The following is a 16,610-nucleotide window of genomic DNA, read 5'->3' on the forward strand; positions in this document are numbered from 1 at the left end:
TCGCAGCAGGACGCGGCGACACATCAAAAAAACCAGAAACCGCCGTTGACAAGCGTTCCAGGCGATGCAATGCCCTGGAACATGCGAAATCTGCTTGTCATTTCCTGCGTCATGGCCGCCGTTCTGGTCGGGTGTTCCGGCGAAAAACCGCTCAGAAAGGCCGAAGGCCGCACGGTCGACGTGCCTGTTCGCGTCGCAGCCCGGGCCGACGCGGTGGAATGCCGCTCGTTTCCCGCCCAGGTGGAGTCCGAACAAAGCGTCACCCTGTCCAGCAAGGCCACCGGCACCGTGGTGGCCGTCATGGCCGAGGAAGGGCAGAAGCTCAAGGCCGGCGCGCCCATCTTGCGCCTGGACGAGCGCGAGCTGGCCGGCCAGGAACAGGCCCTTTCCGCCGAACGCGACCAGGCCCGGCGCGAGAAGGAAGCCCTGGCCGCCCGGGCCGCCCTGGCCCGGACCACCCTGGAGCGCGTCTCTCGGCTGCTCGGCCAAAAGGCCGTGAGCCAGGAGGACTACGACAAGGCCCGGGCCGAGGCCGACGCCCTGGCCCGCCAGATCGACGCCACCGCCGCCAAGGAACAGGCCGTGGCCTCCCGCATGGCCGAACTGGCCGTGCTGCGCGGCTATGCCACGGTCACCGCGCCCTTCGAGGGCATCCTGGCCCGGCGCTATGTCGACAAGGGGGCCTTCGTGGCTGCCGGCGCGCCCCTGGCCCTGCTCGACGCCACCACCGGCCGTTTCGATCTGGCCGCCCAGGTGGACGAAACCCTGCTCCCGGCCCTGCGCCAGGGCCAGACCATCCTGGCCGCCGTGCCGGGGCTGGCCCCCAAGCCCTTTCCCGTCACCGTGGCCGCCGTGGTCGGCCGCATCGACCCGGCCAGCCGGTCGTTCAAGATCAAATGCACCTTGCCCGAGGCCGTGCCCGAAGCGAGCGGCCCGCCCCGGGCCGGCATGTTCGGCCGGGTCTATGTGCCGGCCCGCACCGCCCAAAAACTCCTGCTGCCGGCCGTCTGCCTGAGCCTTCGCGGCGACCTGCCCATGGCCGCCGTGGCCGGGCCGGACGGGACGCTTAACCTGCGCGTGGTCAAGACCGGCGGCAGCTTCGTCGCCGTGGCTTTTGCCGGCGCCACCTATCTGACCGATTCCGAAGCCTTCGAGGGCCAGGCCGGCGACGACCGGTTCGTGGAGATCATAAGCGGTCTGGCCGACGGCGACCGGGTGGCCTGCCCGACCGGGGCGACCCTGCGCGACGGTGACCGGCTGGCTCCCGGAGCCGGCCAGTGAGCGGGCAGGAACATCCGGGCCGCCACGGCGACTGGCTGCACCGGCTGACCGCCCATTTCGTCGACGCCAAGCTCGCGCCGCTGATCATCGTCGCCGCCCTGTGCGCCGGGGTGCTGGCCGTATGGGCCACGCCCAGCGAAGAGGAACCGCAGATCGTCGTACCCATGATCGACGTCCACGTGTCCATGCCCGGGGCCACGCCCAAGGAGATGGAGAACCGGGTCATCGCGCCCATGGAGCGCATTCTCTGGGAAATCCCGGGCGTGGAGTACCTCTATTCCACGGCCGGCGACGGCGAGGCGCTTACCGTCGTGCGCTTCAAGGTCGGCTCCGACGTGGAACGCAGCGTGGTTTCCGCCTACGCCCGGCTCTACCAGCATCTGGACTGGATTCCGCCGGGCTGCGAGCGGCCCATCCTGAAACCGCGCTCCATCGACGACGTGCCGGTGCTGGCCGTCACCTTCTGGGGCGGCCCCTACGACGGTCGCCAGCTGCGGGCCATGGCCAACGCCGTCAACGACGAGGTGCGCCGCATCCCGGGCGTGGGCGAAACGGTCGTCGCCGGCGGGCGCAAGCGGGCGGTCATGGTGGAGCCCGACCCCGATCGGCTGCGCGCCCGGGGCCTGGACATGGCCGACGTGCTGGACGCCCTGGGCCGGCAGAACACCGCCCGGGCCGTGGGCGAAACCTACGAGGCCGGCGCGGCCGTGGCCGTGCGGCTGGACAATTTCTTTCGCAGTCAAAAGGAGCTGGAACGGGCCGTGGTGGCCGTGCGCGAGGGCCGACCGGTCTATCTGGCCGATGTGGCCACCGTGCGCGACGGGGCGAACGACCCGGACGACTACGTCTTCTTCGTTCCCGGCCCGGCCATGGAAGCGGCTCCCGGCCGGGAAGCGCCCAGACCTGGCGAGGCCCATCCGGCCGTGACGCTCTCCGTGGCCAAGCGCCTGGGCGAAAACGCCTCGCGCATCGCCGACGCGGCGCTATCACGCATCGAGGGCCTTCGCGGCTACGTGCTGCCGGCCGACCTGGAAACCACCGTCACCCGCAATCTCGGAGCCACGGCCAGGCACAAGGTGGACGAGCTGCTTGAACACCTCATCCTGGCCGCCGTCACCGTGGGCGGGGTGGTGGCGCTGTTTCTCGGGCTTCGGGCCAGTCTCGTGGTCATGGTGGCCGTGCCCGTGACCTTGGCCGTGACGCTCGCCACCTACTGGCTCATGGGCTACACCCTCAACCGCGTGACCCTTTTTGCGCTGATTTTTTGCATCGGCATCCTGGTCGATGATCCCATCGTGGACGTGGAGAACATCGTGCGCCGCCTGGGCCTGCCGGACGCCAAGGGCCGGCGGCTGTCCGACGTCATTGTCGACGCCGTCAGCGAAGTGCGCGCGCCGCTGGTGCTGGCCACCTTCACGGTCATCGCCGCCATCGCGCCCATGGCCTACGTGGGCGGCCTCATGGGCCCCTACATGCGGCCCATGCCGGTTGGCGCGTCGGTGGCCATGCTGCTGTCCATGGTGGTGTCTTTTCTCATCACTCCCTGGACGGCCAAGCGGGCGCTGAAGCCTGTACCCACGCCCCACGCCGCCATCCCGGACGACGCCGGCACGCGGCTGTATCTCTGGCTTATGGACCGGCTACTGACCCGCCCGGTCTGGCGCTGGGGGTTCCTCTCCCTGGTCGGGGCGCTGTTTCTCGGGGCCTGCGCCCTTTTTCCGGCCAAGGCCGTGCTGGTCAAGATGCTGCCCTTTGACAACAAGAGCGAATTTTCCGTTGTCCTGGACATGCCCCGCGGCACGACGCTTGAGCGCACTGCCGCCGTGGCCCGGGAGCTGGCCGGGGCGGCGCTGACCCGTCCCGAAGCCACCGACGCCGTCATCTACGCCGGCACGGCCGCGCCCATGACGTTCAATGGGCTTATCCGCCACTACTACCTGCGAAGTGGCCAGAACGAAGCCGAGATCGCCGTGAACCTCCTGCCCAAGGGCGAGCGCAAGCTCCAAAGCCACGCCATCGCCAAGGCCGTGCGCGAGACCCTTGCCCCCATCGCCGCCCGGCACGGGGCGCGTATCAAGGTGGCCGAGGCCCCGCCCGGGCCGCCGGTGCTGCAGACGCTGGTGGCCGAGCTCTACGGCCCCACCGACGCCTCGCGCCTGGCCCTGGCGACCCAGGTGCGCGAGGTGATGCTGGCCACCCCCGACGTGGTGGACGTGGACTGGTACGTAGACGATCCCCGCCCCGAGCGCGTCATCCGCATCGAGCGCGACAAGGCCCTGGCCGCCGGCATCGACCCGGCCCGGGCCTTGGCCGACGTGGCCGCCGCCTTTGACGGCACGACGGCCGGGCTGCTCCACGACGCCGCCGCCCGGGAGGACGCGCCCATCGTGGTGCGGCTGCCGGCGGCTTTCCGGCCCGACGCGGCCAGCCTGGAGGCCGTGGCCGTGGCCGGCGACGGCGGCAGGCTCGTGTCCCTGGCCCAGATCGCTTCCATCCAGACCGTGATCCAGCCCAGCCGGCTCTATCACAAGAACCTGCTGCCCGTGGTCTACGTCACGGCCGACGTGGCCGGGCGCGAGGAAAGCCCGATCTACGCCATAAACCGGATAAACGATTCCCTGGCGTCCCTGGGCGCGGCGGGCCAGGGGGCCTGGAACGCGGCCGGACAGCAGACCCTGCCCATCCTGTGGAACGGCACGCCCGACCAGACGTTTGACCTGAGCCTCAAATGGGACGGGGAATGGCAGATCACCTACGAGGTGTTCCGCGACATGGGCCTGGCCTTTGCCGTGGTCATGGGGCTTATTTATCTGCTGACCGTGGGCTGGTTCGGCTCCTACACCGTGCCCATTGCCATCATGGCCCCCATTCCGCTGTCGCTCATCGGCATCGTGCCGGCCCACGCCCTGGCCGGGGCCTTTTTCACGGCCACGTCCATGATCGGGTTCATCGCCGGGGCGGGAATTGTTGTGCGCAACTCGATTATCCTGGTGGATTTCATCGAGATGCGCCGGGCCGAGGGCATTCCCCTGGCCAAGGCTGTGGAGGAGGCCGGGGCGGTGCGGTTTCGGCCCATGTTGCTCACGGCCGTGAGCGTGGTCGGCGGGGCCTTCGTGATCCTTTTCGATCCCATCTTCCAGGGGCTGGCCATTTCGCTCATGGCCGGCGAGGTGGCGGCCACCATTTTTTCGCGCATGGTGGTGCCGGTGTTGTATTACCTCGACGCCCGGCGCGGCGAAGCCCGGACGGCCTCGTAATTCCACCCCCAAAAAAACGACAAAGGCGGCCGGAACCCCAGTCCAGGCCGCCTGCATAGGGCGCGTCTCGCGCCCTTAAAGACCTTCAGCGCCTCGCCCGCGCCCCCCTTTAACCCTTTCCCCATTCGGGGGGTCTGGGGGCCTGCGGCCCCCAGCCGCCGGCACTCTTCCGCCTTTCGCCTTCCGCTTCCGCCTCACGACTACCCCTGCCTCCCCCGCAGGTCGTCGAACTGGCGGCGGACGGTTTCCAGGCGGCGGCGGTAGCTTTCCGCGTCGCCGTATTCCAGGAACCGGTGGTAGCGCGAGTGGGTGGCCTTGGGGGTGCGGGCGTGGCGCACCGGGCACCAGTATTGTTCGGTGCGGGCGGCCACTTCGCGCACGAAGCCGAGCAGGCCGTTGAAGTAGCTGCAGTAGACGCAATTGAGCTTTTCGATCCAGTTGAGATAGGACAGGGCGTAGCGGTCGATGACGATGTAGTCGCCGCGCCGCACCCTTGGGATGCCGTAGATGGGAAAGCACACGAGCTGGTAGAGGGAGACGGTGAGGTCCATGAGCAGGGCCGGTATGACCGCGCCCCAGATGACCGGGATGGTGAGGATCATGAGGAACCCGGATTCGTAGACGTAAGCCGACCATTTCTTGGCCAGCAGCTTATGCTGGCGGATGATTTCCCGAGTGAAATGGACTTTTTTGCGTTCGATGGTGTAGCGCGCCTCGGCGCCGACCTGTTCGAACTCTGCGGCGAGTTCCTTTTCCAGGGCCTCCATGCGGGCGATGATGTCCTCGATCTTGCTCAAGGGGACCTCGTGAAGGGGTTGGCGACGGGTGAAACGGTCCCGCGCGTCGTCAGGGGACAAGCCCCTGACGACGCGCGCAGCCGCATTAGCCGCACTTGGTGTAGCCGCAGCCCTTGCAGACGTGGCAGCCTTCCTCGAAGACGAGGTCGGCTCCGCAGTCCGGGCATTGGGGATGGGACAGGTTGCCGGTTTCGTCGCGCACGGTCTGGCCTTGGAGGTAGCGATTCTCCAGCACCCAGGACACGGCATCGGGAATGGACAGCAGCAGGCCCTTTTTCTGGAACACCGGGTTTTCGCCGCCGATGCCCTTGAGCTGGCCCACGATGTCGGCCACCTCGACGCCCGAACGTAGGGCCAGGGAGACGAGCCGTCCGATGGCTTCGGCCTTGGCCGTGACCGAGCGGCCGGATTTGCCGATGGTGGCGAAGACCTCGAAGGGCTTGCCGTCGATCTCGTTGACGGTGAGGTAGAGTTCGCCCAGGCCCGTCTTGACCTTCTGGGTGAAGCCGAAAACGATGTCCGGGCGGTTGCGCACCTTGCTTTGGGGCTTGGCCGGATCGACCGGCGCGCCGTCGCCGGTGCACAGCACCTGGTTGGACTTGCAGCCGTCGCGGTAGACGGTCACGCCCTTGCAGCCCAGTTCGTAGGCCAGCCAGTAGATCTCGCGGATCTCTTCCTTGGTGGCGCTGTTTGGCAGATTGACGGTCTTGGACACGGCGTTGTCGGTGTATTTCTGGAAGGCGGCCTGCATCTTGAGGTGCCAGACCGGTTCGATGTCCATGGCCGTGACGAAGACCTCGCGCAGGGCCTCGGGCAAAAGGCCGATGTGGGCGATGGAGCCTTTGCGGGTGACCTCTTCCATGAGGGCGTCGGAGTGCGCCCCGGCCTCGCGCAGGGCGGTGACGAAGTGGGGGTTGGCCTCCACGAGCTTTTCGCCGTCCATGACGTGGCGGGCGAACGACAGGGCGAACAGCGGTTCGATGCCCGAGGAGCAGCCGGCGATGATGGACAGCGTGCCGGTGGGAGCGATGGTGGTGGTGGTGGCGTTGCGGTAGGGGCCGAGGTTGCGCTTGCCGTAGATGGACTCGGGATAGGCCGGGAAAGCCCCGCGCTCGGCGGCCAGGGTCTTGGAGGCGCTGCGGGCCTCGGCCTGGACGGTCTCCATGAGCTTTTCGGCCAGGGTCAGGGCCTCGGTGCTGTCGTAGGGGATGCGCAGCAGATAGAGCAGGTCGGCAAATCCCATGACGCCCAGGCCGATCTTGCGGTTGGCCCGGACCATCTCGGTGATCTGGTCCAGGGGATAGCGCGAGGCGTCGATGACGTTGTCGAGGAAGCGCACGGCCAGATGCACGGTCTCGGCCAGGCCGGCCCAATCGATGCCGTCCGGGGCCGAGGGGTCGTAAAAGACCGACAGGTTGATGGAGCCGAGGTTGCAGGCCTCGTAGGGGAGCAACGGCTGTTCGCCGCAGTTGTGGGCCACCAGGCCGCAGGCGTCGAAGCGGTTTTCGCCGGGCACTTGCACATCGTAGACGGTTTCCTCGCCGTCGGGAACGAGCGCCTCCACCGTGGCCAGGAAGGTCTCGCGGTTGAGCCGGCGCTTGTAGCCGGCCAGGAGGGCTTCCAGGCGAGCGGCCTTGTCCTCGTCGCGGAAACCCACCACCTCGCGGAAGCGGGCCATGTTCTCGCCGGCGATGACCAGTTCGTGCTGGCTTTTGACGGCATAGGCCTTCACGCCGCCCTTGCCGTCGGGGAGCAGGGACTGCCCGGCCTCGCGGCGATTGCGGTAGATGGTCGAGGCGATGCCGTGGCGCAGCAACATGCGCTGCACGGCCTCAAGGGTGGCCAGGTCGGACTGGGACAGGCGGATGCTGACGCCCTTTTGGCGCGTGCCCTGGACCGAGCCGTCGGCATCGAACAGGCCGCCGAGAAAACCCCGGGAAAATTCGCTGGAGCAGCGTTCCACCTCGGGAGTCAGGCGCTTGTTGCCCGGCGACATGCCCAGATCGTGGCAGATGGATTTGAGCGCCCCAAGGCTCATGCGCCATTCGTCGCGGCCGGCGACGCCCGCCCAGCCGGTGAAGTCGCTGCGGTGGGGCTGGGTCTTGGCAAAGGCGAAAGCCGCCTCCATGACGCCGCTTCGGGGGAACGGGTCGCCGTTGGCAACTTCGGCCCGGGTCCAGAAGGACAGGACGGCCTTGTCCTGCTTGAGCGTGCCGTCGCCCAGGAGCAGGCCGACCAGATAGCCCTCGGCCAGACCGTACTTGCCGGGCCAGGCGGCCAGGCCGCGATGATCGCCAAGGACCAGCTTGTCGCCGGGGGCGAGGCTGGCGGCTTCGACCCAGGTCGCGCCGAGGCGGCCGGTTTCGCCGGCGGCCCGCAGCATCTTGTGGTCGCCGGTCAGGCGCAGGCTGTGCCCTTCGCGGGTGATCAGGCGATGGACGGGCTTGACGCCGGTGACGAAAAAGCCTTCGGTGGTGGAAGGATGCACGGCCCCGTCGAGCACCAGGGGCACGGTGCGGCCGGTCAGTTCCCGGGCCTGCCGGGGGCCGTCGGCGGTCATGACCCAGGTGTCGCCGGTGACGCACGGGTTGGTCGACTCGATGGCTCCCAGGGCCGGGGTGGGATTGTCGCGGTTGATGCGGTCGAGAAAGACGATGCCCGGATCGCCGGATTCCCAGGCCTTGCGCACGAGCAGCGCAAAGACCTCGGGCGCGGACAGGCTGCCCCGCTTGGAGCCGTCGCGGGGGTCGATGAGGTCGTAGTCCTCGCCCTTTTCTACGGCCTGCATGAAACGCTCGGTGAGCGCCACCGAGATGTTGAAGTTGGTCAGCTCGCCCTCGCGCTCCTTGCAGGCGATAAATTCCAGGATGTCGGGATGGTCGATGCGCAGGATGCCCATGTTGGCCCCGCGCCGCGTGCCGCCCTGTTTGACCTGTTCGGTGGCGGTGTTGAAAATCCGCATGAAGGAGACCGGTCCCGAGGCCACGCCGCCGGTGGAGCCGACCCGGCTTTTTTTGGGCCGCAGCCGGGAGAAGGAAAAGCCCGTGCCGCCGCCGGATTTGTGGATCAGCGCGGCGAACTTCACAGCGTCGAAGATCTCGTCCATGGAGTCGCCCACCGGCAGCACGAAGCAGGCGGCCAACTGGCCCAGGGGCGTGCCGGCGTTCATCAGCGTTGGCGAATTGGGCAGAAAGCGCATTCCGACCATGAGGTCGTAGAATTTGCGGGCCAGGGCCTCGGGCTGCCAGGGCGAGGCGGCGTACTTGGCCTCTTCGCTGGCGATGGCTCCGGCCACCCGCCAGAAAAGGCCCTGGACGTCTTCCTCGGGCGCGCCCTCGGGGGATTTTTTCAGATAGCGCTTGGACAAGACCACCATGGCGTTGTCGTTGACGTCGGCCTCGGGCAGATCGGCGGGCAGTGGCAGATGGGTCATAGGCGGGCTTTCCTAACCGTTTTCGATTGCAAGAAAAAAGGGCGGCCGCCAGATGGCGGCTGAAAATTTGCCAAAAAATATCAGCAGGATGGCTTTTCGACGGACCGCCGAAAGACCTCCTCTCCCCACCTTGGGGGATACCGCAAATCCGGGCGGATTGCCACCACCGGGCGCGGGCAGGGGGATCAAAAAAGCCGGAGCGGTCGCCCGCCCCGGCTTTGCGGCATTGCCGCTTCTTGCCTCAGGACTTTTTCTCTTCCACGGCGCAGGCCAGGGGCCAGACCTCGTCGATGCGCTCCACGGGCATGATCTTGAGCCGCCCGCGCAGGTCCTTGGGGATGTCGTGGATGTCTTTCATATTCTTGGCCGGGATGATGACCCGCTTCATGCCGGCGGCCACGGCGGCCAGGATTTTTTCCTTGATGCCGCCAACAGGCAGCACCCGGCCGCGCAGGGTGATCTCGCCGGTCATAGCCAGGTCGTTGTGCACCGGCGTGTTGGTCAAAAGCGAGATCAGGGCCGTCACCAGCGTCACGCCGGCCGACGGGCCGTCCTTGGGCGTGGCTCCGGCCGGCACGTGGATGTGGATGTCGTTTTTCTCGAACATCTCCGGCGCGATGCCCAGCTCCTTGGCCCGGGACTTGGCGTAGGTGAGCGCGGCCTGGGCCGACTCCTTCATGACCTCGCCCAGCTTGCCCGTGAGCTGCAACCCGCCCTTGCCCGGCAGCGTGGCCGCCTCGATGTGCAGGATGGCTCCGCCAACCGGCGTCCAGGCCAGGCCCACGGCCACGCCCGGCGGCAGATCGGCCTCGCGCTCGTCGTCCATGAACCGGGCCGGCCCCAGCAGCTTTTCCAGGGACGAGGCCGTGACCCTAAAAGGCGGCTCCTCCCCCTCGGCCTTGCGCCGGGCCAGCTTGCGGCACACCGACCCGACCTCACGCTCGAGGTTTCGCAGGCCGGCCTCGCGGGTGTAGTCGCGGATGATCTTGGCCACCACCTGATCCGACAGGGACACGTCCTCCGCGACAAGGCCGTTTTCCTCGATCTGGCGAGGCAGGATGTAGCGCCGGGCGATTTTCACCTTCTCCTGCTCGGTGTAGCCGGGCAGGCGGATGAGCTCCATGCGGTCCAAAAGCGGCGGCGGAATGGTGTCCAGGATGTTGGCCGTGCAAATAAACATCACCTTGGACAGGTCAAAGGGCACGTTGAGGTAATGGTCCGAGAAGGTGTTGTTCTGCTCGGGGTCCAGCACCTCCAAAAGCGCCGAGGACGGGTCGCCCCGGAAATCCGAGCCGACCTTATCGATCTCGTCGAGCATGATGACCGGGTTTCGGGTGCCGGCCTGCTTGATGCTCTGGATGACCCGGCCGGGCATGGAGCCGATGTAGGTGCGCCGGTGGCCGCGAATCTCGGCCTCGTCGCGCATCCCGCCCAGGGACATGCGCACGAACTTGCGCCCCAGCGCCCGGGCGATGGAGCGGCCAAGGGAGGTCTTGCCCACGCCCGGAGGGCCGACGAAGCACAGGATGGGGCCCTTCATGCCGGGGTTGAGCTTGCGCACGGACAGGTATTCGAGGATGCGTTCCTTGACCTTTTCCAGGTCGAAATGGTCCTCGTCCAGGATGCGCTTGGCTTCCTTGATGTCCAGGCGGTCCTTGGACAGCTTTTTCCAGGGCAGCTCCACCATCCAGTCGAGATAGGTGCGGATGACGCCGGCCTCGGAGGAGTCGGGATGCATGGACACGAGCCTTTTCAGCTGCTTGTCCGCTTCCTTTTTGACTTCCTTGGGCATCCCGGCCTTGTCCAGGGCTTCCTTGAGTTCGTCGAGGTCGTCGGACTCCTCGCCGCCCTCGCCCAGCTCCCGGCGGATGGCCTTTAGCTGCTCGCGCAGGAAGAAGTCCTTCTGGGCCTTGTCCATCCCTTCCTTGGCCATGTTCTGGATCTTGGCCTGCATGGCCGCGACCTCGGCTTCCTTGACCAGCTGGTCGTTGACCAGGCGCAGGCGCTCCACCGGGTCCTCGCACTCCAGCAGGCGCTGGGCTTCCTCCACCCGCATGCGCAGGTTGGAGGCCACGAGATCGGCCAGCCGGCCGGGTTCGTTGACGCTGTTGAGCACGGCCATGATGTCGGCCGAGGCCATGCCGCGCAGCGACAGGATCTTTTCGCTTTGCTCCCGGGCCGCCCGCATCATGGCTTCCTGCTCCAGGGTGGCTTCCTTGGGGTCGCGCTCGGCCAGCACCTCGATCTTGGCCGCCAGATAGGGATCGGCGGAGGAAAAATCCGTCACCCTGGCCCGGGTCAGCCCCTGGACCAGCACCTTGAGCCGGCCGTCGGGCATCTTGAGCATGCGCATGATCATGCCCACCGTGCCGACCCGGTAGAGGTCGTCGGGACCGGGCTCGTCCACCTTCTCGTCCTTCTGGGTCAGGACCAGGATGTAGCGCGAGCCGTTAAGCGCCGCGTCCACGGCCTGGACCGACTTGTCCCGGCCCACGAACAGCGGCAGGATCATGTAGTTGAAGACCACGATGTCGCGCACCGGCAACACCGGGAGTTCGGACGGGATATCGGGCGGCGCGGCTTCCTCGCCCTCGCCGGCGGAAACCGGGGCCGCTTCGGTCGGCGCGCCGTCGGCGGCCGCGAGCAGTTCGCGTTCCTTGTCATCCATGATGCATGTGCTCCTTGTCGGTATCGAAAACGGCCTTAGCCGCGAATGGCGAAGGCGTCGTAAGCTTTGTCGTGGTCGATCATTGTCGCCGCCACCGCATCCACCCGGGACAGGGGCGACCCTTGGGGCAGGCGCTCCTTCAGGGCGGCCAGGGCTTCGGGGTCGCCCTGGGCCAGCACCTCGACCTGGCCGTCGGCCAGGTTGCGCACCCAGCCGCGAAGCCCCAGGCTCGCGGCCTGGTCGTAGACCCAGGCCCGGAAATACACGCCCTGGACCTTGCCGGAGACCGTGGCGTGCAGGCTTGGCGTCGCTTTTTCGGTCGTCATGGCCGCCTCCTTGGCTCGTGTCGCGTCCTGTAACAAATACGATAGCCTTTGCGGCTGAAACTTCGTCTTTTGCGCCTGTTGCCTGAGAAACACCGGATCACTTTTCGTGAATGCGACCCTAGATCATGCCTTCGGCCTGAAAGCTGAAAAACCGGTTTTCCGTCACCACCAGATGGTCGAGCACCCGGATGTCCATTTCCCGGGCCGCGGCCACGATGCGTCGGGTAAAGGCCATGTCCTCGGCCGAGGGCTTGGGGTCGGCCCCGGGGTGGTTGTGGACGAGGATCACGCCGCTGGCGTTGTAGCGCAGGGCCATGGCGATGACCTCCCGGGGGTAAACCGCGGCCTGGTCCACCGTGCCCTTGCTCACCCGCTCCCAGCCGACCAGCCGGTTCTTGGTGTCCACCAGGGCCATCCAGAACTCCTCGTGCTCCTTGACCCCGATCCTGGCCCGGGCCATCTCGGCCACCACGTCGGGGCTGCCGAGCACGGCCCGGTCGCGCATGGGCTGTTCGTGGAACCTGGCCCAGACCTCGCGCCACAGGGTCAAGAACTCCTCGGCTCCCGCGCCGAACCCGGGCACGCCCCGGAGCTCCTCGAAACGGGCGGTCAGCACCCCGCGCAGGCTGCCGAAGCGAGCCAAGAGCTCCTTGGCCAGGGGCTTGTTGTCGCGCCGCACGTTGACGTAGCCCAGCACAAGCTCCAGCACCTCGTATTTCGCCAGGGCGCGCGGATCGTCCAAAAGCCGGTCCTTGAGACGGCGGCGGTGGCCGAGGTAATGGGGCGGTTCTTTCTTACTAAGCATGGTTTCGGGTCCGGGCAAGGCGTTTGTCGCCTTTTGGGGGGGAATACTCCGACGCAAAGGCCCGGCAAGGGCAAAAAACCGGACCGATCACGGTCCCACCCGACCCGTTTGCCGTCCCTGGCCGCCAAAAAGCCGGAAAAGTTCGGCCGTGAGGAACTCCATGGCCTGGTCGGGCTTGCGCGCCCCGGTCTTGATGCCGGCTTCGGCGGCAAAGGCCGCCTCGAAAAGCCGGGTCAGCCCGGCCGAACCCAGCCGTCGGGCCATGGCTTCCTTCTGGCGGCGCACCTGGGGCGGCAGGCGCACGTCGTCGGCCTCGCCCACGGCCAGACGCCACATCATCCTCGCTTCGTAGAGCAAAAGCCCGATAAAGGGAAAGATCATCTCCTCCCCGGCCAGTTCCTTGTCGAAAATCTCCTGCCAGACCTTGGTCGGATCGCGCCCCTCGGACAGGGCATTGAGGAAGGCGAAGCCGTCCATGCCCTCGTGGTGGGACAAAAGGGCCAGATCGGCCATTTCCAGGCTGGTGCGGTCGCCCAGGGACAGCTCCAGCTTGGCCAGCTCGTTGTCGGCATGGGCCAGGGAAGCCGGCAAGGCGGCGGCCAGAGCCTCGGCCACGCCAGGCTCCAGCACCAGCCCGCGCCGCCCGGCCCAATCGGCCAGACGCGGCCCCATGTCGCGGCGGGTCAGGCCCGGCGAAACAAAGATCCATTTGCGCTTCTCGGCCACCGTGAAATAGGGCTGCTCGGTCAGGGTCTTGGGGAATTTGGGGCCGCCTTTTTTATCCAGGGGGCCTTCAAAACAGAAAAAGGGCCAGACCGCGTCGTTAAAACCCTTCAGCGCCGGGGTGAGCTTGGGCCAGAAATCCGGCGGGGCCGCCTCGGCCCGGCGCAAGATCACGGCCCGGCGGCCGGCGAACAGGCTGCCCACGGTGAGCGCGCTCCAGAACGGCGCGCCAAGCTCCTCGTCCCCCCAGAACACCTCCCGGGAAAACGGCTGGCCGCTGTCGGCCAACTGGCGTTCCACCCGCTCCCGCACGATCTCCGGGTCCGGGCAGGCGAGAAAGAAAAATCCGGCTCGTTGCATAGGGCCACACTAGCCGAGGCGGGGCCGGGCGGCAACGGGAAGGAAACGGAGCTGGGGCGATCAGCCTGCCCGCTGCGCCGACCTGCATGACATTTCCGCAACACGACCCTGCAATATATTGACATTACAGAGACATACAGTCCATACTTAAGGTCTTCGGCAAGCTGTAACGTTCCAGGTCAAGGAGCGCCCGTGTTGTTGCCCCGGTCCGTGCCGCTCGCGCGGCTTGCGCTTCTTGGCCTCGCCGCCGGCCTGATCTTTTACGCCCTCGGCCGGCCGTCCCTGTGGCTCGACGAAGCCGCATCGCCGCTTAACGCCCGCTTCCCCCTGGACTACATCATCACGCTTTCGCGCACGCTGGAAGAGCATCCGCCGCTGTTCTACATCCTGCTCAAGGGCTTTTTGCGCCTGGGGCACGACGACTTCACCGTGCGTCTGTTGCCCGCCTTATGCGGACTGGGTTGCGTGGGACTCCTGGCTGCGGTGGGAACGCGGCTTTTTTCACCGGCAGCCGGCACGGCGGCGGCCGCCATTTGGCTGGCCATGCCCCAGAACCTGCTGCTCTCCCGCATGGCCCGGCCCTATTCCCTGTGGCTGCTCCTGTTCTTGTGCGCCTTGTACTTTCTGGCCGGCTGGCTGCGCCGGGGGCGTAAACGCGACATCGCCGGAATGCTCGCCGCCGCCGCCCTGATGACGGCCTGCCACTATCTGTCCTTTCCCCTGCTGGCCGCCATGGGCCTTTGCCTGCTCGCCGTCGCGCCTGCCAATCGCCCGGGCTGGCCCGGCCGGCTGACCGCCGCCGGCCTTTTTGGCGCAGGCTGCGCCGGCATCGCCGCCGCCGCCTACTTCGGCCTTATCGCCCAAAGCCACACCCCCCAGCTCATCGCCGACGCCAACGAGACCGTGGCCGACGCGGCCCGAGCCCTCGGGGCGGCCCTGGGCGGCGTGCTCTACAGTTTCGACGTCTGGCCGGCGCGTCTGGCCGTGGGCGCGGCCGCCCTGGCCGCCTTTGTCGTTCTGGCCCGGCGGGACCGACGCAACTTCCGGGTCTTGGCCCTGCTGACGGTCGTCCCGCCCCTGGTCCTGCTGGCCATGGGCCGAGGCACCGGACTGTACGCCCGCCATCTGTCGAGCCTGGGCATCCCCCTGGCTCTGGCCCTGGCCGGCGGCGCGGCCGCCTGGCCGCGCCTGGCCCCGCGCCTGCCGGCCGTGACCCTGTCCGCCCTGGCCCTGGCCGTGCTGCTGCCCCTGGCCGTCCATCACGACCGGTTCTACGCCGTCTCCAGCTATCAGGTGCCGGTCATCGGCAACAACTACAAGCTGGCCGCCGCAGGCCTCGCCGCCCTGGACCGGCCGGGAACGATCCTGTCCTTTGGTGATGACTTCTACGGCAATGTCCTTTCCTGGTATCTCGACCAGCATACGCCTTCCCTGGCCCTGGCCAATCCCCGACTGACGCCCGAGGACCGGGAAGCCCGGCTCCTTTTCGCCGCTGGGGCGCACTGGGGCTATCTGGCCCCCAATGCGGCGGCCTTCCTCACCCGCTACGGACCGGACGTGGCCCGGCACGACATCGAAACCTCCACCTTCCTGGAACTTGCCGTCCCCCGCGATCCGGTACGCCGCGTCACGGCCCTGCCGGCCCGCTACGGCCTGCCCATGGCCTATGACCGGGTTTTTGCCGAAATAAGCGCCCTTTCGGGCTTGCGCTTTCATCAAAACGCCCTGGGGCCGGCCCTCATTCCCGTACGTAACGACATCGACGCCACGGCGCGCCTGACCTTTGCCAACGACGCCCCGCCCCAGCCCCAGGAAATCCGGATCAACGTGCTTTTCGACAATTTTGGCCAGGACAACCGCCTGCTGGCCCGGATACGTTTCGACACTGAGCCGCCCGTGACCTTTCCCTTGTCCACCGGCTACGACGCCACCCGCCAACGCCAGATTGCCCTGAAACGTGAGGCTCCCTACGCCAGAATGGACGTTGAGGTGATCCTGCGCTGCGCCTCGCGCACCCCGACCCTGGCCGGCGGCAATCTCCAGACCTTGCGGCTAACCGGCGTTGAAGCCTTTTTCTGTCCGGCAAACGCGGCCGGCCCCTGCCTGGACGCGGCCGAGCGCCACCTGACCGCCTCAGTGCTCGGCAACTACCTGGAAGAACGCTTCGCCGTCCCCAGCGAGACCGGCCAGGCCGCCCTCCTGGCGGTCCGAGAGAACGTCGCTCCGGTGAACGAACACCAGGAGGCTGCCTGGACCGCCCTGTCTCCGGCCGATCCGTCCCGGCCGGGCGTCTTGCGCCTTCCCGTCACAGCCCGGCAGGACAGGCTGCTGCTTTTCCCGAGGGTCGGCCGGGACGGCATGGTCCGGGTCTACGGTCTGCGGCCCGACGGCGTGCGCGAACTCCTGTTCGCCCTGCAAAACACCGGCGAACGATGGACGCCCGTCAGCGCCCGCTACGAACTGGTGGTGCCGCCGTGGCTGCGCGACCGGGAGACTGACTTGGAAATCGAACTCACCGGCCGCCGGGCCCAGCTGTGGACCCTGGGCGACGCGGCGCTGTTTTAGCGGCGCGGGCAAATGACCAACATCGTTATTTTCCTTAACAATACTCTCGTATTTTTAAGGATCGCGACATGGGAAACCGTTCGCCCGCCCCATGACAACCCTGCAATAATCGGCTCCAGACGGGCGGCACGGCCGGCCAAGCCTTGACGCCTCCCGGGGCCGGGTCTATCCCTCGCCCTACGTCGAGTCCCGCCCGTGGCGGGAGCGGGGGAACCAACCAACCGGGGCGCATCGCCAGCATGGCGTAGGGCAACCTCTTCGGCCCGAGCCCGTCAGCTAACCTCGTAGACGTCGAAGGGGAAACCGCTTGCCGCAAGCAGGTTTCCCAAAACCGGTCGTCCGGAGGGATGCCTATGTCTTTTCGCGCCCATGGCCGTCTGGCCAGCCCGCCGTCC

General features: G+C 67.3%; 9 protein-coding genes and 1 riboswitch. Of the genes, 3 read left to right on the forward strand and 6 right to left on the reverse strand.

The features are described 5' to 3' along the window. The first annotated feature begins 69 nt into the window (after positions 1-69). Positions 70-1,281 (forward strand): efflux RND transporter periplasmic adaptor subunit, encoded by a 1,212-nt coding sequence (locus DMR_RS21045; protein ID WP_015863069.1) that lies wholly within the window; start codon positions 70-72, stop codon positions 1,279-1,281. After that, positions 1,278-4,538 carry an efflux RND transporter permease subunit gene (locus tag DMR_RS21050; RefSeq protein ID WP_015863070.1) on the forward strand — a complete coding sequence of 1,087 codons (3,261 nt, stop codon included), beginning with the start codon at positions 1,278-1,280 and terminating at the stop codon, positions 4,536-4,538. Before DMR_RS21045 ends, DMR_RS21050 begins: the two co-directional genes overlap by 4 nt. Before the next feature lie 200 nt (positions 4,539-4,738). Here the strand turns inward: DMR_RS21050 and DMR_RS21055 are convergent, their stop codons facing one another. From DMR_RS21055 to DMR_RS21080, 6 genes are all read right to left on the reverse strand, one after another. Continuing rightward, on the reverse strand, positions 4,739-5,335 hold the full coding sequence (locus tag DMR_RS21055; protein WP_043601314.1) for a hypothetical protein: 597 nt from the start codon (positions 5,333-5,335) through the stop codon (positions 4,739-4,741). Between the two features lie 85 nt (positions 5,336-5,420). Next, entirely contained in the window at positions 5,421-8,768 is a 3,348-nt protein-coding gene (locus DMR_RS21060; RefSeq protein WP_043601316.1) for an LAGLIDADG family homing endonuclease, read from the reverse strand. A 241-nt stretch (positions 8,769-9,009) separates the two neighbouring features. Further along, positions 9,010-11,436: an endopeptidase La gene (gene lon / locus DMR_RS21065; RefSeq protein WP_015863073.1), complete on the reverse strand. Its 2,427-nt coding sequence runs from the start codon at positions 11,434-11,436 to the stop codon at positions 9,010-9,012. Positions 11,437-11,471: 35 nt separating this feature from the next. After that, complete coding sequence (locus DMR_RS21070) at positions 11,472-11,762, reverse strand: acylphosphatase (RefSeq protein WP_015863074.1); 291 nt, start codon at positions 11,760-11,762, stop codon at positions 11,472-11,474. Positions 11,763-11,880: 118 nt separating this feature from the next. Next, on the reverse strand, positions 11,881-12,567 hold the full coding sequence (gene radC, locus DMR_RS21075) for a RadC family protein (protein WP_015863075.1): 687 nt from the start codon (positions 12,565-12,567) through the stop codon (positions 11,881-11,883). Between the two features lie 87 nt (positions 12,568-12,654). Then, positions 12,655-13,650: a DNA polymerase III subunit delta gene (locus tag DMR_RS21080; RefSeq protein WP_015863076.1), complete on the reverse strand. Its 996-nt coding sequence runs from the start codon at positions 13,648-13,650 to the stop codon at positions 12,655-12,657. Between the two features lie 192 nt (positions 13,651-13,842). On the opposite strand from DMR_RS21080, the gene DMR_RS21085 reads away from it, so the two are divergent. Beyond that, a complete protein-coding gene (locus tag DMR_RS21085; protein WP_015863077.1) occupies positions 13,843-16,215 on the forward strand; it encodes a glycosyltransferase family 39 protein in 2,373 nt (790 codons plus the stop codon). A gap of 170 nt (positions 16,216-16,385) precedes the next feature. Then, positions 16,386-16,521, forward strand: a riboswitch (cyclic di-AMP (ydaO/yuaA leader). Positions 16,522-16,610 lie beyond the last annotated feature (89 nt).

Origin of the sequence: Solidesulfovibrio magneticus RS-1, assembly GCF_000010665.1 — a bacterium.
Classification (GTDB): domain Bacteria; phylum Desulfobacterota; class Desulfovibrionia; order Desulfovibrionales; family Desulfovibrionaceae; genus Solidesulfovibrio; species Solidesulfovibrio magneticus.

What these genes read in the sequence shown, in the direction of transcription:
- DMR_RS21045 (WP_015863069.1), top strand. Translation starts at nt 70, where the DNA reads ATGCCCTGGAACATGCGAAATCTGCTTGTCATTTCCTGCGTCATGGCC.
- DMR_RS21060 (WP_043601316.1), bottom strand. Translation starts at nt 8,768, where the DNA reads ATGACCCATCTGCCACTGCCCGCCGATCTGCCCGAGGCCGACGTCAAC.
- lon (WP_015863073.1), bottom strand. Translation starts at nt 11,436, where the DNA reads ATGGATGACAAGGAACGCGAACTGCTCGCGGCCGCCGACGGCGCGCCG.
- DMR_RS21070 (WP_015863074.1), bottom strand. Translation starts at nt 11,762, where the DNA reads ATGACGACCGAAAAAGCGACGCCAAGCCTGCACGCCACGGTCTCCGGC.
- radC (WP_015863075.1), bottom strand. Translation starts at nt 12,567, where the DNA reads ATGCTTAGTAAGAAAGAACCGCCCCATTACCTCGGCCACCGCCGCCGT.
- DMR_RS21080 (WP_015863076.1), bottom strand. Translation starts at nt 13,650, where the DNA reads ATGCAACGAGCCGGATTTTTCTTTCTCGCCTGCCCGGACCCGGAGATC.